This is a genomic window from Streptomyces sp. NPDC002838, from assembly GCF_040295365.1.
In the GTDB taxonomy this organism is placed as follows: domain Bacteria; phylum Actinomycetota; class Actinomycetes; order Streptomycetales; family Streptomycetaceae; genus Streptomyces.
Map to the genome: position 1 here is coordinate 26,660 of NZ_JBEOVF010000045.1, position 22,762 is coordinate 49,421.

The 22,762-nt window shown below is 71.1% G+C and carries 22 protein-coding genes and 3 pseudogenes; 8 read left to right on the forward strand and 17 right to left on the reverse strand.

The window, feature by feature from the left end:
- Positions 1 to 140: 140 nt before the first annotated feature.
- Entirely contained in the window at positions 141 to 596 is a 456-nt protein-coding gene (locus tag ABT063_RS39310; RefSeq protein ID WP_351065465.1) for an ATP-binding protein, read from the forward strand.
- A 63-nt stretch (positions 597 to 659) separates the two neighbouring features.
- Here the strand turns inward: ABT063_RS39310 and ABT063_RS39315 are convergent, their stop codons facing one another.
- Complete coding sequence (locus tag ABT063_RS39315; protein WP_351065466.1) at positions 660 to 1,550, reverse strand: RNA polymerase sigma factor SigF; 891 nt, start codon at positions 1,548 to 1,550, stop codon at positions 660 to 662.
- Between the two features lie 349 nt (positions 1,551 to 1,899).
- Between ABT063_RS39315 and ABT063_RS39320 the strand changes: the two genes are divergently transcribed.
- Complete coding sequence (locus tag ABT063_RS39320; RefSeq protein ID WP_351065468.1) at positions 1,900 to 2,346, forward strand: helix-turn-helix domain-containing protein; 447 nt, start codon at positions 1,900 to 1,902, stop codon at positions 2,344 to 2,346.
- A gap of 22 nt (positions 2,347 to 2,368) precedes the next feature.
- Here ABT063_RS39320 and ABT063_RS39325 read toward each other — a convergent pair whose 3' ends face one another.
- From ABT063_RS39325 to ABT063_RS39335, 3 genes and pseudogenes are all read right to left on the reverse strand, one after another.
- Entirely contained in the window at positions 2,369 to 2,971 is a 603-nt protein-coding gene (locus ABT063_RS39325) for a ClpP family protease (protein ID WP_351065470.1), read from the reverse strand.
- A gap of 1 nt (position 2,972) precedes the next feature.
- On the reverse strand, positions 2,973 to 3,626 hold the full coding sequence (locus tag ABT063_RS39330) for an ATP-dependent Clp protease proteolytic subunit (RefSeq protein ID WP_351065472.1): 654 nt from the start codon (positions 3,624 to 3,626) through the stop codon (positions 2,973 to 2,975).
- A gap of 168 nt (positions 3,627 to 3,794) precedes the next feature.
- Positions 3,795 to 4,896 (reverse strand): annotated as a pseudogene (locus ABT063_RS39335) (epoxide hydrolase family protein); the annotation flags it as partial.
- Between the two features lie 137 nt (positions 4,897 to 5,033).
- On the opposite strand from ABT063_RS39335, the gene ABT063_RS39340 reads away from it, so the two are divergent.
- Entirely contained in the window at positions 5,034 to 5,516 is a 483-nt protein-coding gene (locus tag ABT063_RS39340; RefSeq protein ID WP_351065474.1) for a VOC family protein, read from the forward strand.
- A gap of 39 nt (positions 5,517 to 5,555) precedes the next feature.
- Here ABT063_RS39340 and ABT063_RS39345 read toward each other — a convergent pair whose 3' ends face one another.
- Entirely contained in the window at positions 5,556 to 6,479 is a 924-nt protein-coding gene (locus ABT063_RS39345; protein ID WP_351065476.1) for an SGNH/GDSL hydrolase family protein, read from the reverse strand.
- A 133-nt stretch (positions 6,480 to 6,612) separates the two neighbouring features.
- Positions 6,613 to 7,661 (reverse strand): annotated as a pseudogene (locus tag ABT063_RS39350) (zinc-binding alcohol dehydrogenase family protein).
- A gap of 175 nt (positions 7,662 to 7,836) precedes the next feature.
- Between ABT063_RS39350 and ABT063_RS39355 the strand changes: the two are divergent.
- Complete coding sequence (locus ABT063_RS39355) at positions 7,837 to 8,637, forward strand: VOC family protein (protein ID WP_351065478.1); 801 nt, start codon at positions 7,837 to 7,839, stop codon at positions 8,635 to 8,637.
- Between the two features lie 33 nt (positions 8,638 to 8,670).
- Complete coding sequence (locus ABT063_RS39360) at positions 8,671 to 9,372, forward strand: ribonuclease H family protein (RefSeq protein WP_351065480.1); 702 nt, start codon at positions 8,671 to 8,673, stop codon at positions 9,370 to 9,372.
- 14 nt (positions 9,373 to 9,386) lie between these two features.
- Here ABT063_RS39360 and ABT063_RS39365 read toward each other — a convergent pair whose 3' ends face one another.
- The 4 genes from ABT063_RS39365 to ABT063_RS39380 form a co-directional block, all read right to left on the reverse strand.
- Positions 9,387 to 9,839, reverse strand: coding sequence for an SRPBCC family protein (locus tag ABT063_RS39365; protein ID WP_351065482.1), 453 nt, complete (start codon positions 9,837 to 9,839; stop codon positions 9,387 to 9,389).
- 94 nt (positions 9,840 to 9,933) lie between these two features.
- Positions 9,934 to 10,758 (reverse strand): tyrosinase MelC2, encoded by an 825-nt coding sequence (gene melC2 / locus ABT063_RS39370; RefSeq protein WP_351065484.1) that lies wholly within the window; start codon positions 10,756 to 10,758, stop codon positions 9,934 to 9,936.
- 32 nt (positions 10,759 to 10,790) lie between these two features.
- Positions 10,791 to 11,159, reverse strand: a complete 369-nt coding sequence (melC1, locus tag ABT063_RS39375) for an apotyrosinase chaperone MelC1 (protein WP_351065485.1) — start codon at positions 11,157 to 11,159, stop codon at positions 10,791 to 10,793.
- Positions 11,160 to 11,450: 291 nt separating this feature from the next.
- Entirely contained in the window at positions 11,451 to 13,073 is a 1,623-nt protein-coding gene (locus ABT063_RS39380; protein WP_351065487.1) for a cholesterol oxidase substrate-binding domain-containing protein, read from the reverse strand.
- A 238-nt stretch (positions 13,074 to 13,311) separates the two neighbouring features.
- On the opposite strand from ABT063_RS39380, the gene ABT063_RS39385 reads away from it, so the two are divergent.
- Entirely contained in the window at positions 13,312 to 14,295 is a 984-nt protein-coding gene (locus ABT063_RS39385) for an aldo/keto reductase (protein WP_351065489.1), read from the forward strand.
- 15 nt (positions 14,296 to 14,310) lie between these two features.
- Here ABT063_RS39385 and ABT063_RS39390 read toward each other — a convergent pair whose 3' ends face one another.
- Both ABT063_RS39390 and ABT063_RS39395 read right to left on the reverse strand, forming a co-directional pair.
- Complete coding sequence (locus ABT063_RS39390) at positions 14,311 to 14,658, reverse strand: hypothetical protein (protein ID WP_351065491.1); 348 nt, start codon at positions 14,656 to 14,658, stop codon at positions 14,311 to 14,313.
- Positions 14,659 to 14,757: 99 nt separating this feature from the next.
- The gene (locus ABT063_RS39395; protein ID WP_351065493.1) at positions 14,758 to 15,186 is read right to left on the reverse strand and encodes a hypothetical protein; all 429 of its coding nucleotides are present in this window, start codon (positions 15,184 to 15,186) and stop codon (positions 14,758 to 14,760) included.
- Positions 15,187 to 15,328: 142 nt separating this feature from the next.
- Here ABT063_RS39395 and ABT063_RS39400 point away from each other — a divergent pair, with 142 nt between their 5' ends.
- The gene (locus tag ABT063_RS39400) at positions 15,329 to 15,829 is read left to right on the forward strand and encodes a DUF6328 family protein (protein ID WP_351065494.1); all 501 of its coding nucleotides are present in this window, start codon (positions 15,329 to 15,331) and stop codon (positions 15,827 to 15,829) included.
- Between the two features lie 28 nt (positions 15,830 to 15,857).
- On the opposite strand, the gene ABT063_RS39405 is transcribed toward ABT063_RS39400, so the two are convergent.
- From ABT063_RS39405 to ABT063_RS39415, 3 genes are all read right to left on the reverse strand, one after another.
- Positions 15,858 to 16,283 (reverse strand): SsgA family sporulation/cell division regulator, encoded by a 426-nt coding sequence (locus ABT063_RS39405; protein ID WP_351065496.1) that lies wholly within the window; start codon positions 16,281 to 16,283, stop codon positions 15,858 to 15,860.
- Between the two features lie 62 nt (positions 16,284 to 16,345).
- Positions 16,346 to 17,377 carry a hypothetical protein gene (locus ABT063_RS39410; protein ID WP_351065497.1) on the reverse strand — a complete coding sequence of 344 codons (1,032 nt, stop codon included), beginning with the start codon at positions 17,375 to 17,377 and terminating at the stop codon, positions 16,346 to 16,348.
- Between the two features lie 93 nt (positions 17,378 to 17,470).
- Positions 17,471 to 18,442, reverse strand: a complete 972-nt coding sequence (locus ABT063_RS39415; RefSeq protein WP_351065499.1) for an LLM class F420-dependent oxidoreductase — start codon at positions 18,440 to 18,442, stop codon at positions 17,471 to 17,473.
- Between the two features lie 106 nt (positions 18,443 to 18,548).
- Between ABT063_RS39415 and ABT063_RS39420 the strand changes: the two are divergent.
- Positions 18,549 to 19,998 (forward strand): annotated as a pseudogene (locus ABT063_RS39420) (serine hydrolase domain-containing protein).
- On the opposite strand, the gene ABT063_RS39425 reads toward ABT063_RS39420, so the two are convergent.
- Both ABT063_RS39425 and ABT063_RS39430 read right to left on the reverse strand, forming a co-directional pair.
- Positions 19,990 to 21,633 (reverse strand): serine/threonine protein kinase, encoded by a 1,644-nt coding sequence (locus ABT063_RS39425; RefSeq protein WP_351065501.1) that lies wholly within the window; start codon positions 21,631 to 21,633, stop codon positions 19,990 to 19,992. The pseudogene ABT063_RS39420 and the gene ABT063_RS39425 overlap by 9 nt on opposite strands.
- A gap of 161 nt (positions 21,634 to 21,794) precedes the next feature.
- Positions 21,795 to 22,754: a threonine/serine dehydratase family protein gene (locus tag ABT063_RS39430; protein WP_351065502.1), complete on the reverse strand. Its 960-nt coding sequence runs from the start codon at positions 22,752 to 22,754 to the stop codon at positions 21,795 to 21,797.
- Positions 22,755 to 22,762 lie beyond the last annotated feature (8 nt).

Below are 22,762 nucleotides of genomic sequence, written 5' to 3' on the forward strand. Positions count from 1 at the left end.
GCCCGCCGGGAGGGCCGTCCGCGTCGCGCCGTCGACGACGTAAGGGCCGTCACGCGGACTCGGGGACTGCGGCGCGCGGCTCGGGGTACGAGCACTGATGCAGCAGCGTCCGGCCAGTCCGGCTTCCGAGAGAGAAACGCATGATCGAGCACCTGGACGGAGCAGTGATACCCACTGGCTTCGACGTGCCCGTGGAACCGCTACGGCGGGCGGCGCACTACAGCGGTGAACCGGGTTCCATAGCCGAGGCGCGGACCTTCGCCGCGGCCTTCCTCGACCAGCTCAGGACCGAGTGGTGCGCCACCGTCGACGACCGCACCGAGCACGGGGTGCTCCTGGTGGTCAGCGAACTGGTCACCAACGCGGACCGGCACAGCAACGGCCCGTACATCCTGGAGCTGGAGGGCACGGACACCGCGGTCGGGGTGGTGGTCTACGACAGCAGCGCCGCACTGCCCCGCCGTTTCCCCCGGGATCCCGAACGGGTCGGCCGGCACGGGCTGGAGATCGTGCACACGCTGGCGGCGGAGATCGCCGTCGAACGCGTGCCCGTCGGCAAGCGCGTACGCGCCGTGGTGCCCTTCGGCGGACAGTGAGCCGAGTCGCGGGTGCCGCCCCGGACCCGTACGTGGGGCGGCACCCGCCTTCAGGCATCCGGGTCAGGCGCAGCCCAGCTCGCCCAGCATGCCCTCGCGCAGCCGCGCGATGATCCGCTTGATCAGCCGGGACACGTGCATCTGCGAGCAGCCGAGACGTTCGCCGATCTCCGCCTGGGTGGCTTCCTCCACGAACCTCATGTGGATGATCTGCCGGTCGCGCTCGCTCAGTTCGGCCATCAGCGGGGCCAGCGACTGGAAGTCCTCCACCAGCCGCAGCCCGTCCTCCTCCACGCCGATGAAGTCGGCGAGGACCGCCTCGCCGCCCTCGGGCCCGTCGCCGGTGAGCGCCGCGTCCAGCGACGAGGAGTTGTAGCCGTTGGAGGCGATCTGGGCCTCGACGACCTCGTCCTCGGGGATGCACATCAGGGTGGCGAGTTCGGCGACGGTCGGCTCGCGGTCCAGGCGGCTGGCGAGTTCCTCGCGCGCCTTGGCCAGCTCCACGCGCAGTTCCTGCAGCCGCCGCGGTACGTGCACCGCCCATGTGGTGTCACGGAAGAACCGCTTGATCTCTCCGACGATGTACGGCAGCGCGAACGACGTGAACTCCACCTCGCGCGCGAGCTCGAAACGGTCGATGGCCTTGATGAGGCCGATCATCCCGGTCTGGACGATGTCCTCCATGTCGTCCCCGCGGCCCCGGAACCGGCCGGCCGCGAACCGCACGAGCGAGATGTTCATCTCGATGAGCGTGTTGCGCGCGTACTGGTACTCGTGTGTGCCTTCCTCGAGCTGCGTCAGGCGCTGGAAGAACTGGCGGGACAGCTCTCGCGCGTCGCGCGGAGCCACGGTCTTCGGGTCTTCGACTCCTGGCAGCGGTCCGTCACCCGTCGTCCTGGTCACGGCGGTCTGCTTCACGACCTGTGCCTTCGACCGGATCACGGCGGTGTCCATTACCTCTCCCACGAAAGTCACGGCTCGACTTCTGCCTCTTCGGCCTCGGTTGTCTCGGATCCTGCTGCGGTTTTCGCGGTTGTTCTCCGTAGCGCGTACCCGGCCTGTGACGGCGCATGCCCGAACGCATGGCCGGGAGAGAAACTGGGTGGTGGCTCACAGCGGCGCCCGCCCCCTGACCGACTTCGCGCAGGGGCAGCCGAACTCGTCCAGAGGGACGGTGAGTTGTCCGGTGCCGGAGGCGAACGTCTCGCGCAGCACCGTTCCCGCACCCCTTCTCGATCGTGATTCCACCCAGGGCGGAATGCCGGACCCTTCCCCTTCGGGCCAGGGAATTTAGTCTGAAGAGGTGAGCAACCAAGCGCCGAACGAAGCCCGCGTCATCCCCCTGCGCCCGCCCGCCGCCCGCCCGGGGACCGCCCGCCCAGCGTCCGAACGCCCCGCCGCGTCCCCGCCCCGCGCGGTGCCGTCGGCCCCCGCTCCCCAAGCCCCCCGCGCGCCGAAGGAACCCCTCTGGCGCGACCTGATCGGTGACGTCCTGCGGCGCCAACGCCTCGCCCAGGAGCGCACGCTCAAGGACGTCGCCGACGCGGCCCGGATCTCCATGCCGTATCTCTCGGAGGTGGAGCGCGGCCGCAAGGAGGCCTCCTCGGAGGTCCTCGCGGCCGCCGCCCATGCCCTCGGCCTGGGTCTCGGCGACCTGCTGTCGCTGGCGCAGGGTGAGCTCACCCGCCACTCCGGCAGGAGCCGAGGCCCGTCCACCGCGCCCTACAACGGGCTCTGCCTGGCCGCCTGACCCATCGGCGTCGGCCGGCGCCTCAGACTGTCACGAGGCGTCGGCTGAGCACCTCGTCGGCCAGCCCGTACGCCACCGCCTCCTCGGCGGTGAACACCTTGTCGCGGTCCATGTCGGCGCGCAGCGTCGCGATGTCGTGGTGCGTGTGCCGCGCGAGCACCTCCTCGACCTGGGAGCGGATCCGCACCATCTCCTTGGCCTGCAGGGCGAGATCGGAGACCGTGCCCCGGCTGCCGGCGGTGGCCGGCTGCCCGAGCAGCACTCGCGCGTGCTCCAGCACGACCCGCCGCCCGGGATCCCCTCCGGCCAGCAGGACGGCCGCCGTGGAGGCCGCCTGGCCGACGCAGACCGTCGAGATCGGCGGCTGCACATAGGTCATCGTGTCGTAGATCGCCATCAGCGAAGTGAACGAGCCGCCGGGGGAGTTGATGTAGATCGCGATCTCGTTCTCCGGGGCCGAGGACTCCAGATGGAGGAGTTGCGCGATGACGACGTTGGCGACGCCGTCGTCGATCTCGGTGCCGAGGAAGATGATCCGCTCGGCCAGCAGCCGGCTGTAGACGTCGTACGACCGCTCGCCCTGCGGGGTCCGCTCGACGACGTTCGGAATCGTGTACGTCCCCATGTCACAGCCCCATCCGTCGTTTCGAGGCGGCCGGGCGGACGTCGGCGAGCGACTCCACGACCCGGTCCACCATGCCGTACTCCCTGGCCTCCTCGGCGGTGAACCAGCGGTCCCGGTCGCCGTCCCGGGAGATGGTCTCCGGACTCTGCCCGGTGTGCTCGGCGGTGATCCGCTCGATGGTCCGCTTGAGTTGCTCCAGGTTCTCCGCCTGGATCTCGATGTCCGCGGTGGTGCCGCCGATGCCCGCCGACGGCTGGTGCATCATGATCCGCGCGTTCGGCAGCGAGTAGCGCTTGCCGGGCGCGCCGACGCTGAGCAGGAACTGCCCCATGCTCGCCGCGAAGCCCATGGCGAGGGTCGAGACATCGTTCGGGATCAGCCGCATCGTGTCGTAGATGGCCAGGCCCGCGTGGACCGAACCGCCCGGGCTGTTGATGTACAGGCTGATGTCGGTGCGCGGGTCCTCCGCGGACAGGATCAGCAGCTGGGCGCAGACCCGGTTCGCGGAGACTTCGTCGACCTGGGTGCCCAGGAGGACGATGCGCTGCCCGAGCAGTTGGGCGGCGAGGTGGTCGTCGAACCGGGTCGGAGGGGTGTCGCCCTCCTCCGCCCGCGGCAGCAGGGCCGGCCCCGGGCCGGCGGTGAATGGAGACATCGGCACTCCTTAGGACGAGCTGTGACGAGTCGTCGAGTCGTCGAGTCGTCGGGGGTGGTCGGGACGCGGTGCGCGTCGCCGTGATCTCCACTCTGGGCCGGGGACCGCCCCTGCCGGGGATTTGTAGGCCCGCAGCAGATTCGCTACGGGCAGAGGGACTTCACCGGTTCACTTCTCGCGCAGCTGCCGGAAGAACGCCCGCACGTCCCCGGCCAACAGGTCCGGCTCCTCCATCGCGGCGAAGTGGCCGCCCCGGTCGAACTCCGTCCATCGCACGATGTTCTCGGTGCGCTCCGCCTTGTGCCGCAGCGGGATCCGCGGCTCGGCCGGGAAGAGGGCGAGCGCGGTCGGCGCGGTCGACGGCTCGGTCGGCCGGGCGGCACGTCCGTGGCGTGGGCCCGTTCGTAGTAGATCCGGGCGGCCGAACCGGCGGTTCCGGTCAGCCAGTACAGCATCACGTCGGTGAGCAGCCGGTCCCGGTACACGGCCTCCTCGGGCGGTTCCTCGGAGTCCGTCCATTCAGGGAACTTCTCGACGATCCAGGCGAGTTGACCGACGGGCGAGTCGGTGAGCGCGTACGCCAGGGTCTGCGGCCGGGTGGATTGCAGCACGGCGTATCCGGTGCCCTCGCGCAACAACTCGCTCCACCGGCGCCAGGAGGCGAGCGTGCGCTCCCGCTCCTCGGGGCCGAGCGCCGCCAGTTCCTCCGGTGTCGGCTCGGTGGCCGCCTGTGCGCCCGGCAGCAGATTGAGATGGACGCCGATGACCCGGTCGGGATGGGCCCGGCCCAGCTCGCGGGAGATGGCCGCTCCCCAGTCGCCGCCCTGCGCCCCGAACCGCTCGTAGCCGAGCCTCCGCATCAGCTCGGCCCACGCGTCCGCGACCCGCCCCGCCTCCCAGCCCGTGTCCACAGCCGGGCCGGACAGGCCGAACCCCGGAATGCTGGCACGACGAGGTGGAAGGCGTCGGCCGGATCGCCGCCGTGGGCGGCCGGGTCGGTCAGCGGCCCGACGATGTCGAGGAACTCGACGATCGGTCCCGGCCAGCCGTGCGTGATGATCAGCGGAGTGGCGTCCGGCTCGGGGGAGCGGATGTGGGCGAAGTGCACGTTCGCCCCGTCGAGGGTGGTCGTGAACTGCGGCCACTCGTTCAGCGGCGCCTCGGCCGCCCGCCAGTCGTAGGAGTGCCGCCAGTACCGCACGAACTCCCTCAGGTAGTCCGCCGGTACGCCGTACGCCCAGCCCGTGCCGGACAGATCGTCCGGCCAACGGGGGAAGACGTCATGGTCCGGATGCTAGTTCCGGCCGGTGTATCGGCCACCCGGATTGATCGGCGGTCCGACCGATGAGTTCCGCGGCGAGGATCGGTCGATACAGATGACCGAGTTCCACGCCCCAGGAGGTAGTCATGGCCACCGACGGATTCACCACGTGTCTCTGGTTCGACGACCAGGCCGAGGAAGCCGCCCACTACTACGTCTCGATCTTCAAGAACTCCAGCGTCGGGAACGTCTCCCGCTACACCGAGGCCGGCCCGCGACCCGCCGGTTCCGTGCTGACCGTCGAGTTCACGGCCAACGGCCAGCGGTTCCTCGCCCTGAACGGCGGCCCGGAGTTCAAGTTCACCGAGGCGATCTCTTTCATGATCGCCTGCGCGGACCAGGAAGAGGTCGACTACTACTGGACCAAGCTCACCGAGGGCGGCGGCGAGCCCGGCCCCTGCGGCTGGCTGAAGGACAGGTACGGCCTGTCCTGGCAGGTCGTCCCCGACCGCCTGATCGAGCTGACCACGCACCCGGACCCGGAGACGGCGGCCCGCGCGACCAAGGCCATGATGGCGATGGGCAAGATCGACATCGCCGCCCTGGAAAAGGCGGCCGCGGGCGAGTGAGCCACGCTGGGCCGGCCGCCCGCACAAGGGCGGCCGACGCTACAGATCCTCGCCGATCACCCGCGTGATCTCCCGGGCGATCCGCAGGATGCCGGGGGAGCGCACCGGGCAGGGTTTCGGCGTGGACGTCGTGGGTGCCAGGCAGAAGTGCAGGTAGTCGTCGTCGAGGTGGAGGGCGGTGCGGTCCCGGTCCGGCTGGGTGCAGTAGTCGGGGTGGTCGTGCTCGTAGTCGGTGCACGGCAGGTGCTGGACCCAGGTGTAGCGGGCTCCGGCGGCACTCACCGTCCTTCCCGCGTCGGCGACGAGGTCGCCCGAGGCGGCCGCCCGCTCCTCGTAGAGCTCGTTCACCCGCCGGACCCGGTCGGGGGTGATCGGGTCCGGGCCCTGCGACACCCAGACGATCCGCGGACGCCGGTCACCGCCGGCCGCGGTGATCTGTTCCGTGAGCCGCCGGGCGTCGGCGGCGTACCGCTTGAAGTACTCGGTGGGCGAGTCGGCGTGGGCGATGCCGTCCATGCACCAGGTGTAGTCCCACGCGTTGCCCCAGAACTGCAGGACCACGTAGTCCGGGTGCAGTGACCGCACCAGGGCGGCCGCCTTGTCCCGGTCCGGTACGAGCGACTTCGCCCCGGTGCCCTCCAGGTAGTCGCACAACGTGGTGCCCGAATAGGGGGCGCTGGTGTACCGCGCCTTCAGGTCGCGGCGCAGCTCCTCGCCGAGTACCCGCTGGTTCTCCATCGCCAGCGAGTCGCCGAGATACAGCACGGTGGGTGCCTTCGCCGGTGCGCCGGGCGCCTTCGCCGATGCCCGCGGAGAGGCGGCCGGCCGCCGGTGCTCGGTGGTGGCCGACGAGGCCGGAACGTCGGGGGAGGGCGGCGCGCCCTCCGGACCGGACGAGGGATCCCCGCACGCGCCGAGCAGCAGGCCGACCAGCAGCACACCCACGATCCACGCTCTCCGCATGCGACCACTCCCGCCCTGGCCCGAAACGGTTCCCCAGGCAAGCACAGCCGGGCACCGGGGGGAAGACACGCGTCGGCCACGACGGACCCGCGCGCCGCTCACCCGCGGTCCGCGTGAAGGGCGCCCGGCCGCCTCACAAGCCGCCGCCCATGCTCCCTGCCGACGAGCCGGTTCGGGCGGCCAGGTCGTCGACCAGCACCGCAGCCCCGTCGAAGCGGCCGGCCTTGAGGTCCATGAGGGCCTCGTCGGCCCGGGACAGCGAATAGGTGTGCGTGGTGGCGCGCACACCGTACCGGGCGGCGAGGGCCAGGAACTCGCGGCCGTCCGCACGCGTGCTGGAGGTGACGCTGCGCAGCTCCTTCTCGTAGAAGAGGTCGCTCTCGTAGCGCAGCGGCGGGATGTCGCTCAGATGGATACCGGCCACCGCCAGGATCCCGCCCCGGTCCAGGGCCCGCAGCGCGACCGGGACCAGCTCGCCGACCGGCGCGAACAGGATCGCGCTGTCCAGCGGCTCGGGCGGCGGGGTGTACGCGTCCTGGGCGGAGGCGGCTCCCAGGGCGAGCGCCAGCCGCCGCGCTTCGGCTGCGCGCGTCATGACGTGCACGGTGGCGCCCTCGGCCAGCGCGACCTGCGCACACAGGTGGGCGCTGCCTCCGAAGCCGTACAGACCGAGCCGTCCGCCCGGCGGCAGCGCGGCCCGCCGCAGCGCGCGGTGGCCGATGATGCCCGCGCACAGCAGCGGCGCGGCGGTCACGTCGTCGAGACTGTCGGGCAGCCGGTGTGCGAAGGCGGCCGGGACGGTCGTGTACTGCGCGTATCCGCCGTCCGCGTCCCAGCCCGTGTACCGGGAGGCCGGACACAGGTTCTCGGCCCCGCGTCGGCAGTAGCCGCACGTGCCGTCGGTGCCGCGCAGCCACGCCACGCCCACCCGGTCGCCGGGCGCGAAGCCGCGCACCGCCGCCCCGAGGCCCGCCACCTCCCCGACCACCTCGTGCCCGGGCGTCACCCCCGGCAGGCGCACCGGCAGGTCGCCCTCGGCGACATGCAGATCCGTACGGCACACCCCGCAGGCGCGCACCCGCAGCAGCAACTCGTCGTCCCGGGCACGGGCACCGGCTTGCCCACGAACCGGAGGGAGCCCTCCTCGACCGGCCCGGGCGCCACCACGGACCACGCGCGCATCATTCCGTCCGCCATACCGCACCCCGTCCCGCCGAGGCCCCTGCCGGAAATCCCGTCGAAAGCCGACCTCTCCTGTCCAGTCTGAAACGGACCCGGCCATTCGACGCGCGGTCGGGCGCATCGATGGCTAGCGTGAGGAAACGGACCATCCACCGATTCGGAGAGGGCCGCAGCCATGGCCGTACAACCTGAGGGAACCCCCTGTTGGGCCGACGCGATGTTCACGGACGTCGAGGGAGCCAAGAGCTTCTACGGTGACGTCCTGGGCTGGACCTTCGGCGAGGCGTCGTCGGAGTACGGCAACTACACGCAGGCCTACTCGGACGGCAAGGCCGTCGCCGCCGTCGTACCGCCGATGCCCGGCCAGGAGGGGCAGTCGCAGTGGTGCCTGTACTTCGCGTCGGCGGACGCCGCGGCCACCGCCCGCAAGATCCGGGACAACGGCGGCGAGGTGGTGATGGAGCCGATGCAGGTCGGCGACTTCGGCACCATGTGTCTGGGCCGCGATCCCAGCGGCGTCGTCTTCGGCGTGTGGCAGGCCGGCGCCCACGAGGGGTTCGAGGCGCCGCCCGAGCAGCCCGGCGCGTTCTGCTGGGCCGAGGTCTTCACCCGTGAGCCCGAGAAGTCGGACGCGTTCTTCCCGGCCGTCTTCCCGTATTCCGCGAAGCAGATGCAGGACGAGGCGGTCGACTTCCGCCTGTTCGAGGTCGACGGCGACATGGTCCTCGGCCGCATGAAGATGACGGAAGAGTTCCCGCCCGAGGTGCCGCCGTACATCAACGTCTACTTCACCGTCGACAACTGCGACGACGCCGTCGCCCGGGCCACCAAGCTCGGCGGCGTCCTCAGGTTCGGACCGATGAACACCCCGTTCGGCCGGTTCGCGGCCCTCAGCGACCCGCAGGGCGCGAGCTTCTCGGTGATCGACGTGACGACGACCGAGGGCGAGATGCCGCAGGTCACCGAGGTCTCCTGACAGCGGGGTCCGAGCGCCCCGTCCGGCCGTGGCATGATCGGGTCCATGCGTGAACGTGTGGTGGCCGCGTGCGACGGCGCTTCGAAGGGAAACCCCGGACCGGCCGGCTGGGCCTGGGTCGTCGCCGACGAGTCGGAGACCCCGACCCGCTGGGAAGCGGGGCCGCTCGGCAAGGCCACCAACAACGTGGCGGAACTGACCGCGCTGGAACGCCTGTTGGCGGCGACCGACCCGGACGTGCCGCTGGAGGTCCGGATGGACTCCCAGTACGCCATGAAGGCCGTCGCCACCTGGCTGCCCGGCTGGAAGCGCAACGGCTGGAAGACGTCCGCCGGCAAGCCCGTCGCCAACCAGGACCTGGTCGTACGCATCGACGAACTGCTCGACGGCCGCTCGGTCGAGTTCCGCTACGTGCCCGCCCACCAGGTCGACGGCGACAAGCTCAACGACTTCGCCGACCGGGCCGCCAGCCAGGCGGCGACTGTCCAGGAGCCCGCGGGCAGCGGCCTCGGTTCGCCGGAGCCGCCGCCCGCACCGGACGTACCGGCTCGTGCCCCGCGCAAGCGGTCCGGCGGGGCCAAGGCTTCGGCCGGGCGCGGCGGTTCGGCCAGGACGATCAAGGCGAAGTTCCCCGGCCGCTGTCTGTGCGGGCGGTCCTACGCGGCCGGCGAGCCCATCGCCAAGAACGCCCAGGGCTGGGGGCACCCGGAGTGCCGTACTGAAGCGGCCGGTTAGCGCACCGCGCCCGGTCAGACGACCGCGCCGCGCCAGCCGCCGGTCTCCTGGCCGCGCTCCTCGATGAACTGCTTGAAGCGCTCCAGGTCGCCCTTGGTCTGCCGCTTCACGAAGCCGAGCTTGTCGCCGACGGTGTCGGTGACGCCGTCCGGATGGAAGTCCATCTGCAGCATCACCTTCGTGTGGTCGTCGTCGAGCCGGTGGAAGGTGACCACACCCGCCTGCCGGGCCTCCCCGGAGACCGTCGTCCACGCGACCCGCTCGTCCGGGATCTGCTCCGTGATCTCCGCGTCGAACTCCCTGTGCACGCCGTTGACGCTGGTCACCCAGTGCGTGAGCGTGTCGGAGCGCTGCTCGATGCGCTCCACCCCGTTCATGAACTCCGGGAACGTCTCGAACTGCGTCCACTGGTTGTACGCCGTGTGCACCGGAACGCCGACCTCGATGGATTCCTCGACCTTCGACACGGGTCGCTCCCTTCCTCGTCGTTATGTGACTCGTCGGGTGTTGTCCGGCGCGGGTACCGCGTGACCTGCGGAGCAAACCGGCGACCGGCGTCCGTCAGTCGGTGTCGAAGGCGTAGTGAGCGGTGTGGTCCAGCAGGTCCCCGGGACGCGTGTCATGCCACGGTTTCATCGTCTCGCCGAGGTCGACCACGTCCGGCGTCCCGGTGGCCGGCAGGTAACCGGAGCCCGGATGACGGCGCTGCCACTCGGCCCACAGCTTGTCGATGTACGCGTGGTGCAGCCAGAACACCGGGTCGTTGGGGGAGACCCCGCTGGCCATCTGCCCGCCGACCCAGACATGGACCCTGTTGTGCAGGTTGACGCCCCGCCAGCCCTCCAGGTGGTTGCGGAAGCCGTCCGAGGCGCTGTTCCAGGGGGCCATGTCGTACGTCGGTATGGACAGGACGGACTCGACCTCGGCCCGCGTCGGCAGCTCCCGGGCACCGGTGCCCAGCGCACGCCGAAGGTAGGTGCGCCCGTCCACGCGCACGGTGATCGGCCAGTTGCCGGTCGAGGCGGCGAACGGCCCGTCCATCACCCGGCCGTCCCGGCTGCGTCCGGTGCCGCCGAGGAAGTCGGGCGCCCACAGGGAGGAGCGCGCCGAGCGGTCGGTGCTCCAGTCCCAGTACGGCAGCGCGACCGAGGCGTCCACCGACTGCAGCGCGCGCTCGAACTCCAGCAGGAATCTGCGGTGCCAGGGCAGGAAGGACGGTGAACGGTGGCCCGTTCGCTCGCCGTTGTCGGTGTCGGACAGGAGGAAGGCGTTGTGCGTCGTGACGAAGGTGTCGTAACGGCCGCTGCGCTTGAGCTCCAGGACCGCGGCGACGAAACGCTGCCTCTCGTCGGCGGTCAGGCTCGCCTGGTTCTTGCGGACGGTCATCTGCGGGTCTCCCAACGAGCGTATGGGCGGGGTCAGTTGGCGGGGAACGGGAGGAGCGGGGCGCCCCGCAGTTCGTCGACCGCGGCGCGGGCGGCGGCGCGCGGGGTGGGCACCGGGTCGTAGTGGCTGACGACGCTGATCCAGCTGCCGTCTGCGTTGCGCATGACGTGCAGCTCCACCCCGTCGACGAACACCGCGTATCCGGTGCCGTGGTGGTGACCGCCGCCGGCGGCCGACCGGCCGTGTATGCGGCGGCCCTTGTAGACCTCGTCGAAGGCCTCGGGGGAGCCGGGGTGGTGGTCGGCGGCGGCCGCGGGTGGCGCGGCGACGGCGTGGGCGCCGGCCACCGTGGCGAGGGCGGCCGCGGCGGTGAGCGCACGGCGACGGCTGAGTTCGGGCATGCGGGACCTCCTGGGATCGTTCGTTTGGCGACCCCGCATGCCTATCGGTGCGGATGAGAGCGGGAGAAATCCCCCGAGGGTGGTTGGCTCCGATCCGGACAATTACCAACATGTCGTGCAAGATTGAACGAAGATGATCTTGCTGTCAGGGTGGTCCGCGGGACCCGGAAGGAGGAATTCCTTCGCGCGGGAGCGCGCATTCCGGTGATCTTTCATGGACGGGGCCCCAGCAGTGGCCTGCCTCACCCGAAGAAAGTGACGCGATCCGGAAGGCCGCCGACCCGTTACGCCCTAACGGAACAACCGGTCGAGGAAGGCGTTGCCGTAGACGCCGTGCGGGTCGAGCCGGTCCAGGACTCCGGTCGCCTCCTCCCACAGGCTCTCGCCGTATGAGGCGGGCACGGCCGTGCCCAGCACCTCCTCGTCGTCCCACACCTCCTCCTCCGTGTACGCCCAGCCCTTGGACCACTCGACCCGGGTGAGGGCGTGCCCGCCGTCGTACGCACGCAGCAGGAACCGCTCGATCTCGCGCAGGAAGGCCTCCGCGTGCGGCGTGCCGGGCAGCGTCAGGACGTTCAGCCAGACGGCCGTGTCCCACTCGGGGTGTTCGCCGCTCGGCCGCAGCGCCGACAGCAGTGGGGCGCGGGCGCCGTCCAGTTCGGCGTCGGCGGGATCGTCGAGGCCCGTCACCCGGATCTCCGCCGAGCCGTTCACCGGGAAGCGGCCCAGCGCCGCGTACACCGTCAGCCGCTCCCGGTAGAAGGAGGCGAACTCGGCGACGACACGCTGCACTTGGTCCCGGGTGGTGAGCACGGCGTACCCGCTCGTGGTGATCTTGAGCGTGGTGGGCTTCAGGTAGAGCAGGGTGTTCTTGGAAGGCCCCCAGATGTCGGCGGACAGCGTCGCCACGAGCCCGAGCGCCGCCGCCTCGTACTGTGCGGTGCCCAGCACCGGCGCGAGGTACCAGGCCGCGTCCGAGACCATCCGCCCGGCCAGGTCCGCCACCGGGGTCGGGACGTTGTCGGAGAACGGGTAGTTGTACGGCGACGTCACCCGCCGGGAGGTGAGCGGCCGTGTGGATGCCACGCTCCACACCTTCAGCCACGGATACTCCGTGAAGGCGAACCAGATCGCCTCCAACCGCCCGGACCGCTCCAGGAAGCTCGCGAACGTACGCCCGTCACCGCCGGGTGCCGCGAAGAGCTCGCCGGCCGAAATGTCCGTACGGCTCACGCACCGCAGATTCGTGTTCGCGCCCACCCGCAGCACGACCTCGGTGACCAGGGCACGGCCGAGGTGGGCGAGGAGCGCGGCGCAGTCCGCCTCGTCGCGGCGGTAGGTCCGCAGCGCGTAGGCGCCGCTGTCCTCGTCCCAGACGACCGCCGTCAGCGACAGCACGAGATTGCTGAGCGAGCCGTACGTGTGCCCGGGCAGCCGCTGTTCGCCCCGCGCCGGTACGGCGGTGCCGTGCGCGTCGATGGCCAGCGCGCCGCCGAGTGTGAGGTTGCCGGGAGCGGGCGCGGCGGTGACACCGAGGCCGTTCTCCTCCAGGTAGGTGAGCAGCGCTTCCAGCGTGACGCCGGTGCCGGCGCGGACGGAGGAGGCGGACTCCACGGACAGGCCGGTGAGGTGGGAGGCGGTGTCGACGAGGAGGACACGTGCGTCCGACGCGGTGCCCTCGGTGATCGTCAGTGGCGACCAGCCGTGCGAGGAGCCTCGGGCGCGTACCGTCCAGTCGTGCCGCCAGGCCCAGTTGACGACGGCGACGACTTGGTCGGGGCCGGCCGGCGCACAGGCCCACAGTCCGTCGGCGGTGATCTCGCCGACCCAGTTCCGGTACGCCGAGCGGTACAGGGCGACCCCCGCCGGGAAGTCCGGCAGTTCCTCGGCCGCGACCGCCGGATCCGCCGCCACCAGGACGGGTACGGCGGCCAGGGCGGCGGCGGAACGGAGGAAGCCGCGACGGGTTCAGGAAGGGTCTCCCTGTGGGAAGTTGCATGCTGAACGATCGGGCACGGGCCCACACTAGGCGGCGATTGACGCGTGCATGCCTTCCGTGGCGCCTCCTCACTCGTGTGAGTGAACGATGTGCGGGTGACCGGCCGGAGCGGCCGCTTCCGCGCGGGCGGGTGACGGATGACAGACTGACGTCATGGACGAGCGCACATTCGGTAGGTCGCAACAGCACGCATCCGTCGTCGGTCTCGGCACCTGGCAACTGGGTGCCGACTGGGGAGACGTCGACGACAAGGAAGCCCTGGCGGTACTGGAGGCGGCGGCCGAGTCGGGGGTCACCTTCTTCGACACGGCCGACGTGTACGGCGACGGGCGCAGCGAACAGACCATCGCCACGTTCCTGCGCGGCAGGCCCGACCTGCATGTGCTGGTCGCCACGAAGATGGGCCGCCGCGTCGACCAGATCCCGGAGAACTACGTCCTGGACAACTTCCGCGCCTGGAACGACCGTTCCCGGCGCAACCTCGGCGTCGACCGCGTCGACCTCGTCCAGCTGCACTGCCCGCCGACGCCGGTGTACTCCACGGACGAGGTGTTCGACGCCCTGGACACCCTGGTCGAGGAGGAGCGGATCGCCACGTACGGCGTCAGTGTGGAGACCTGCCAGGAGGCGATGACCGCGATCGCCCGGCCGGGCGTGGCGAGCGTGCAGATCATCCTCAACCCGTTCCGCATGAAGCCCCTGCGCGAGGTGCTCCCCGCCGCCCGGGAAGCCGGCGTCGGCATCATCGCCCGCGTCCCACTGGCCTCGGGCCTGCTGTCGGGCAAGTACACCAAGGACACGGTCTTCCCGGAGAACGACCACCGCACCTACAACCGGCACGGCGAGGCCTTCGACGTGGGTGAGACCTTCTCCGGCGTGGACTACACGACGGGCGTCGAGGCCGCCGCCGAGTTCGCCGCGCTCGCCCCCGAGGGGTACACCCCGGCCCAGCTGGCCCTGCGCTGGATCATCCAGCGGCCGGGCGTGACCACCGTGATCCCGGGCGCCCGCTCGCCCGAGCAGGCCCGCGCCAACGCGGCCGCCGCCAAGCTGCCGGAGCTGTCGGAGGCGACGCTCACCGCGATCGGCGACCTGTACGACCGGCGGATCAAGGACCAGGTGGAAGCCCGCTGGTAGGTCCCGGCATGTCGCTCACGGCGCCAGGAGCAGCTGCCTCTCCCGCTCCTGGTCGCCCGAGGCGGAGCCCTGGTCGTGCACGGGGAAGGCGCGGGACAGCATGTCGCTCGCCGTTTCCACGGCCTTCGGCGTGCCCTGCACGGTGACGGTCACCGGAGCGGACAGGTGACCGAGGTGGCCCTGCGGAGTCCCGGCGAGCCGGTCGGCGGTGCCGTCGGCGAACGTCGCCGTGTGGACGGTGGCGTGATCGTCGGCGGGCAGGTCGTCCGCGGGGCCGAAGGCGGGCTCCAGGGCCCGGACGATCTTCTGCGCGTCGGCGGTGCTGCCGCCGCTGAGTGTGACAGTGAGCTCGGGGCCGGACATGGTCAACGGGACTCCTCGGATGGTCGACGCCGTACGTCTCGCGCTTCGTGTAACCGTCCGCTGATCGCTGAAACGGCCCCCGCCCACGCCGTCGGCACCTCAGAGGCGTCCGCCGGTGAGCCGCGTGACCGGCCCGAGAGTGTGTCGCTCCGCACGGCGGCCCGCCACGTAGGACGCCGCGCCGAGCGCGGTCAGGCCCGCTCCGACGCCCGCGGTGACCAGCTTGCGGTGGCTGAGCACCGTCCACGCCGTCTTCGCGCCGGCCGCGACCTGGCCCGAGGCCGACACAATCGCCTGACGGCCCGCTTCCACACTCTTGGCCGCCGTGTGCGCGGCCGCGCTCGTCGAATCGGCGGCCCGCTGCGCACCGGCCTTCGCCATCGACGCCGCGTCGTCCGTCTTCGTGGCGGCGGCGCGCGCGGTCTCCGCCGCCGGGGCCGTCGCCTTGTCCGCGTTCTGCCGCGCCTTGGAGGCGGCGGTCGAGGCGGCTGCTGTCTTCTTGTTCGTTTCCTTCTCCGATTCCGTCATGGGATCCGGTTTGCCGCTCGGCCGCGTCGCAAACACGTTGCGTCACATGCTGTGCCCATCGACGCAGGACCTGTCCGTTCCGCGCGAAGCAGGGAACACGGTGCAGAGAAGGAGAACGGGGCCACTCAGGCAGGGAGGAAGCGTGTCGGGCACCGGAAGCGGAGCAGATGCGGGATACACGGGGCGCAACGAGACCGAGGAGGAGAGAGCCGACCGGAAGTGGGGAGAGCTGATCCAGGAGGTCAGGGTCGCCCAGACGGGCGTGCAGATTCTGTTCGCCTTCCTGCTCACCGTCGTGTTCACGCCCAAGTACGAGGACCTGCCGCACACGGACAAGGTCATCTACATCGTGACGGTCTTGCTGGCTGCCGCCGCCACCGGCGCCTTGATCGGCCCGGTGTCCCTGCACCGCCTGGTGGTGGGGCGGCGGGTGAAGCCGCAGGCGGTCGAGTGGGCCTCCCGGTTGACCTTCGTCGGCCTGATGCTGCTGCTTGCCACCCTGACCTCCGCGCTCCTGCTGATCCTCAGGGTCGCGACCGATGACGCGTACGTGCCCTGGCTGGTCACGGGAGTGCTCGTCTGGTACGTGCTGTGCTGGTTCGTCGTTCCGATGCTGACGCGGCGTGGCCGTACGTCGAAGTGATGGCGAGGGTGTCGAACCGCCGTTCGTGTCAGCCCCCGGCGATGACCTCCGCGAGGAAGTCGTCGATGCGGACCTCTTCCCGCCCGGGTGCCACGATGTCGCGGGTCTCCCGCAGGAAGGCCGCGAGCGCCGGGGCCCAGGCGAACACCACGGCACACGGACGGCCCCCGTCGGGGCGGGCGTCGCCGCGGAACTCCATGCGCAGCTCCTGCCACACGCCCGTCGACACGGGACGCAGCCGCACGTCTCCCACGCCCACCGGGCCCTGAAGTCCGTCGCTGAGCATCTCCCGGTCCAGCCGCCACCGCGCGAGCACCCGGCCGTCGTGGCTGAACACCGCGGTGACGGCGAACGGGTCCGCCGCGTCGTAGCTCAGATGGGCGAGTACCGGAAAGCGGTCCGTGGTGCCCGCCTGGAGCTGCACGACCAGGGACTTGTGCACGAAGGAGTTCACGAGAGGGCCTCCGGTGAGAACTGTCGTAGAGCCCTCTAGTACCCCCGTCGTGCACAAGATGCTCAGCCCTGCGGGTGATTGCCCCGCGCCCCGCGCAGCGAGGTGATGCACGTGGCGATGGCCTGCTGGAGTTCCTCCAGGCGCTGGACCATGTCGTCCTCGTAGAACTCCTGGGCGTCGTCGAAGGTGAGCTCCTCGAAGACCTTGGTGGCCTTCTGCAGGCTGCTGTAGAACTTCGTCCGCCGTTCCTGGACGCGCAGTTCGGGATCGGCCTCCACCGCCTCGACGACGAGCGACTTCATGGTGTCGTACGCATCGGTCGCCCACTCGCCGGTGTCCTCGTCCTCCTCCAGCTCATCGAGGAGCGACAGATGCCGCTCGGCCTCCTGACGGAGGTCGACGGGCGCGTCGATGGTCTGCCCGGCGGGCGTCTTGACCTGGCCCGACTCGGCGATCTGCCGCACGTATCCGATCCGGTCGGCGGCCCGGCTCTCGCTGGCGACTGCCTTCTTCAGGTCGTCGGTGCGTACGACGTCACGCGCCAACTCGGCCTGGAGTTCCGGGTCCTCCCTCAGCCGGTCGAGCAGCGCGCTGCGCGCGGCCCGCGCGGTGGAGGGGTCGGCGAGGATCGCGGCGCGCAGCGCGGTGGGGTTCTCGGCGACCTCCAGCGCCTTGGTCGGCCGGATGCCCTCGGCCTCGGCGGCCTCGGCGATGGCGGTGCCGCGCTCGGAGGTGGCGCTGTTGCGGGAGACGTAGTAGCTGAGCCATACGTCCGCGTCCGGCAGCTCCACCTCCTGACCCGGCGTCAGCGCCTCGAAGTGCGGGACGAGACCGTCGTCGGCGGCACGGTCCCAGGCCTTGTAGTAGCGCATGACGCGCTCGGGCGAGCATCCGGCGAGTTCGGCGAACTCCTTCGCCGACACCTTCGGTGTCTCGTCCGCGCTCTGGCCTCCGGGCCGCACGCTGCGCGCCACCAGCAGGCCGAAGGCCCATCCTCCGGTCCGTGCGTAGACCCCGAACTCGCGCGCGTCCCGCGCCACGAGGTCGGACAGGGGTACGGGGGACGTCTCGGACGGGACGATCGACAGGGTCACGGTTGTTTCTCCTGGGCAGGCTGGTCGGACCGCACAATGTGCAGGTCGGAAGCCTATTGCACCCGCCCGCGGTGCGGGGGCCGTACGTCCCGCTCAGTCGAGGGCGTCGTGCAGCGCGGGCAGCAGCGTCTTCGCCGCCCAGTCGAGATACGCCTGCTGCGACTCCCCGCCGATCTGCACCAGGGCGATCTCGGTGAAACCGGCCTCGGCGTACGGCCGTACGGCCTCCACGAAGTCCTCCGGCTCGTCGCCGCAGGGAATCGCGTCGGCGACGTCGTCGGGCGTGACGAACTGCGTGGCCGCTTCGAAGGCGTCCGGGTGCGGCAGCTCGGAGTTGACCTTCCAGCCGCTTCCGAACCAACGGAACTGCGCGTGGGCGCGCTTGACGGCCGCGTCGCGGTCGGGGTCGTAGCAGACGGGCAGCTGGCCCACCCGCGGCTTGCCCTCGCCGCCGTGCCGGTCGAAGGCGTCGAGCAGCCCCGACTTGGGCTCGGTGGCGATGACCAGGTCGGCCAGTCGGCCCGCCAGGGTGCAGGACTGCTCGCCGGAGACCGCGATGCCGATCGGCGGCGGCTGGTCGGGGAGGTCCCACAGCCGGGCCGACTCGACGTCGAAGTGCGTACCGCGATGGTTCACATGGCCGCCCTCGAACAGCGCGCGGATGATCTCCACCGCCTCTTCGAGCATCTCGTGCCGCACGTCCACGGACGGCCAACCGCCGCCCACCACGTGCTCGTTGAGGTTCTCGCCCGAGCCGAGCCCCAGCCGGAACCGGCCTTCCGACAGCAGCTGCATCGTCGCCGCCTTCTGCGCCACCACCGCCGGGTGGTAGCGGACGGTGGGACACGTCACGTACGTCATCAGCGGGATGCGCGAGGTCGCCTGGGCGGCCGCGCCCAGCACACTCCACGCGTACGGCGAGTGACCCTGTGAGCGCAGCCACGGAAAGTAGTGGTCCGAGGTCACCGAGAAGTCGTAGCCCGCCTCCTCGGCCCGTACCAGATGGTCGACGAGCTCACGGGGGCCGGCCTGCTCGGTCATCATCGTGTATCCGATTTGCACCATAAGGGTTGAGTCCCCGGTCAGCGGAAGCGAAAACAGGCCGTCTGAGGGCCGGCAAACCGCTCGATTCCCCTCGATCACCTCCCGGTCGCCGGAAGAGGATGCGGGCATGAGCGATCGCCCGCTGCCCCGGAGCACCCCCGCCGCCCAAGGCGTCGACGCGGCGGGCGTCCGCACCTTCCTCGACGCCCTCGAAGCGGCCCCGGACATCGAGCCGCACAGCCTGATGATCCTGCGGCACGGTCAGGTCGTGGCGTCCGGGTGGTGGGCGCCGTACACCCCGGAACGGCCGCATCTCCTGTATTCGCTCAGCAAGAGCTTCACGGCGACGGCCGCGGGTCTCGCCGTCGCCGAGGGACTGATCCGGCTGGACGACCCGGTGATCTCGTACTTCCCGGAGTTCGAGGCCGACATCACCGACCCGCGCAGCCGCGCGATGCTCGTGCGGCACGTGGCGTCGATGGCCTAGCGGACACGACGCCGAGACGTTCGAACGCGCACACGCGATCGACCCCGGGGAACTGGTGCGCGGATTCCTGCTGCTGCCGCCCGAGCGTGAGCCGGGAAGTGTCTTCGCGTACAACCAGCCCACCACGTACACGCTCGGCGCCATCCTCCAGCGCGTCACCGGCCAGTCGCTGACCGACTATCTGCGACCCCGGCTGCTGGATCCGCTCGGCATCGGCGAGGTCGCATGGGCGCGGGACCGGGCCGAGCGTGAACTGGGCTTCAGCGGACTGCACGCCACGACCGACGCCATCGCCCGGCTCGGGCTGCTCCATCTCCAGGACGGTGTGTGGGACGGCGAGCGGCTGCTGCCCGAGGGATGGGTCGCCGAGGCAACGCGGGCTCACGTGTCGAACGCCGACGGTACGCCCGAGGGCGCGCTGTCGGACTGGCAGCAGGGTTATGGCTTCCAGTTCTGGAGGTCCCGGCACGGTTACCGCGGCGACGGGGCGTACGGCCAGTTCTGCCTGGTGCTGCCCGAGCACGAGGCCGTGATCGCCACGACCGCGGCCACCGAGCAGATGCAGAAACTGCTGAACCTGGTCTGGGAGCATCTGCTGCCGGCGTTCGGCCCCGGACCGCTGCCCGGCGGGCAGGACGCCGACGCGGCACTGGGGGAGCGGCCGGCGCGGCTCGCGCTGCCGCCGGCCGCGGGCAAGCCGACCCCGCCGGAGCGGCCGGAGGCCTGGTCCGGCGCAGAGTTCACGCCGTACGGCGGTGCCTGCGCGGACCAGCCGACGCTGACCGCGGTGGGGGTCGGCGCGGACGCCGACGGTTGGAGTCTGACGCTCACCGAGGTCGGTCACCGACTCGTCCTGCGGCTCGGCGGGGACGGCTGGACCGTCCACGACGACGGCCCGGTCCCGACGGCCGTGAGCGGGGGATGGACCGACGCCCACACCCTCGTCGTGGACGTGGCCTTCCTGGAGACGCCGCACCACCTGGTGGTGACGTGCTCGCTCGCGGACCGGACGTTCACGGCGCGCTGGCGCACCGAGCCGCTGCACGGAGGGCCGCTCCACGCGATGCGGGCTCCCCGTGGCTCAGTCTGAGGCCTGCCGGAAGGTTCTCAGGAAGGTGTCCAGCGCCTCCTGGTTCGCGGCGTCGTTCCAGTCCTCCGCCGGGGTGGCCCAGCGCAGCGAGAAGCTGCGGCCCTCCCCGATGAGGAAGCCCCGACCGAAGGTGCGCAGGAGGGTGCCGTTGATGTCGGCGAGCCACTCCATGTCGGCCGCCTCGCGTCCCTGATAGGTCGTCGCGCGGATGTCGCCGACCCGCCGGTAGCTGCCCGCCTCCTCCTTCAGACCCGGCTCGACGTCGTCGCGCCAGACGGCGACGGGGTCCGGGCCCACGCGTTCGCTGTAGGTGACGGCCAGTGCGCGTGGGTCGTCGTCCGCGCCGAAGACGACGCGGTACGCCAGGCCGGACGCGCGCGTCGTGCGCAGCGGCTTCCAGCCCTCGGGGAGGGCGACGGAGAAGCCCTCCGGGGAGTGGTAGAGGTGGAACCCGGGGGGCAGCGGCGTGCCTGTGGGGGACGCCGTCGGTGTGGGGGTGGGCGTGGGTGTGGGCGTCGGAGTCGGTGTCGGCGTAGGGGTGGGTGTCGGTGTTGTCGGTGTCGTCGGCGGCTGGGAGGGCTGCTGTCCGTCGGCGCCGTCGTCGGGCACGGAGGCGGAGACGGAGGGCTGGGGCGGCGCTTCGCCGGCGGAGGTGCCGGTGCCCGGCAGCTGCCGGGTCACGGCGAGGACGGAGACGGCGACGGTGACGACGGCCAGGGCCGTGCCGGCGACCATGGTGCGCCTGCTCCACCCCGGGCCCGCGCCGTACACGCCGCGCAGCCGGGGCCTGCCCACCATGGGAGTGGCCTCGTCGGGGTCCCCGGTAAGGACACGTGTAAGCGCCTCGCGGACCACGGGGCGGGTCAGTCGCTCCGTGGAGTTCTTGCGGAGCAGCCCCTGCAAGGTCTGGGTGAGCGGGCCGGCGCGCACCGGCGTGCGCAGTGGAAGGCGGTCCACTCCTTTCAGGGTGGTCTCGGGCCGGTCCCGGTCGCGGAAGGGCGGACGGCCCTCGACCATCGTGTACAGAATCGCGCCGAGCGCCCACAGGTCGGCGGCCGGTCCGATGCGATCGTCGCGAGCCTGTTCGGGGGAGGCGTACGAGGGTGCGCTGACCCGGGGTGCGAGGGTCGCGCCGGCCAGCCCGAAGCCGGTGACCACGACGGAGCCGCCCTCCTGCACGAACACCTGGCCCGGGCTGAGCTCGCCGTGCGTGATGCCCTCGCCGTGCGCGGCCTCCAGCACGTCGAGCAGCTCCAGGCCGATGCGGGCCGCCCGTACGTAGTTGAACGTGCCCTGCCGGGCGATGAGTTCCCCCAGCGGGATGCCGTCGATGCACTCGGTGACGGTCCACAGGGTGCCGGACTCCTCGACGGCGTCGACGACCACGGCGACCCGGCCGGGACACAGCAGCCCCATGGTCTCCGACATCCGGACGACCCGGGCGGTGGCCCGACGGGAGGTCTCCCCGTCCAGGCCGACCGGGAGCCCGATCTGGGTGAGCAGGCAGGGGCGCTCGACCTGGATGTCCTCGCCGTACCAGCAGATGCGGTTCGTTTCGCGGTGGAGGACCTCCACGAGCCGGTACCTGCCGGCGACCAACTCGTGTGTGGAGACGTGCGCCTTGACCATGGTCATCCCTCGCTGAACCCCTGGTTCTCACCTTTCACAGTGGTACGGCGGCTGCGTCGGGGTGCGTTCAATGAATCCGCAACTGAAAGGCGCCTCTTTTCTTTTGTTCGCTTGCTGTACGACCAGTCAATAAGAACTGTCCAACCGCTGATCGGAGTTGTCCCGTCTCAACGCAGCCCGAACCGCTGGGACCAGGTCATGACATCACCGGTCGTCGCGTTGCCCCCGCAGACCACGAGTCCCAGCCGGGCCCCGTCACCGACCCGCTCCAGGACCCGCCGGGCCGCGGGAAGCAGACAGCCGGCGGCCGGTTCGGCCCATACCTTGGCGTGGTCGGCCAGATCGAGCGAGCCCTGCACGGCCTCCCGGTCGGAGACCACGAGCACCTCGGTGACCAGGGCGGACACATGGTCGTACGTCAGCTGCGACACGGACGGGGCGCTGAGCGTGGAGACGATCGACGACAGGGCGACCGGCACCGGGCCGCCTGCCGCCAGCGCCCGGGACATCGCCTCGGCGCCCTCGGTCTCCACGCCCCAGATCCGCAGGCCCGGCCGGCGGGCGAGCAGTGCCGCCGCGACACCGGCGATCAGCCCGCCGCCCCCGACACTGACGAGCACGTCGGTGAGGTCACCGGCGTCCTCGGCGAACTCCAGTCCGACCGTGCCCTGCCCGGCGATCACCACCGGGTCGTCGAAGGGATGGACCAGCGTGAGTCCCTCGTCCCGCAGCCGCGTCACCAGCGCGAACGCGCCGTCCATGTCGTCGGTCAGCCGGACCGACGCGCCGACGGCCCCGGCGATCTCCACCGCCCGGGCGGGCGCCGAGCGCGGCATGACGACCGTCGCCTTCACGTCGAGGGCCGCGGCCATGACCGCGAGGGCGATCCCGTGGTTGCCGCCGCTGACCGCCACCACCCCGGCGGCCCGTTCCGCCTCGCCGAGCGATAGCAGCCTGGCCGTCGCCCCACGCGCCTTGAACGAGCCGGTGCGCTGAAGCAGTTCCAGCTTCGCCGTGACCGGGACACCGAGCAGTGCGGACAGGCCGGGGCTCGGCACTGTCGGGGTGCGTACCAAGTGGCCGGCGATCCGCTCGGCCGCGTTCTCGATGTCCGTGATCCCGATCAAGGCAGTCA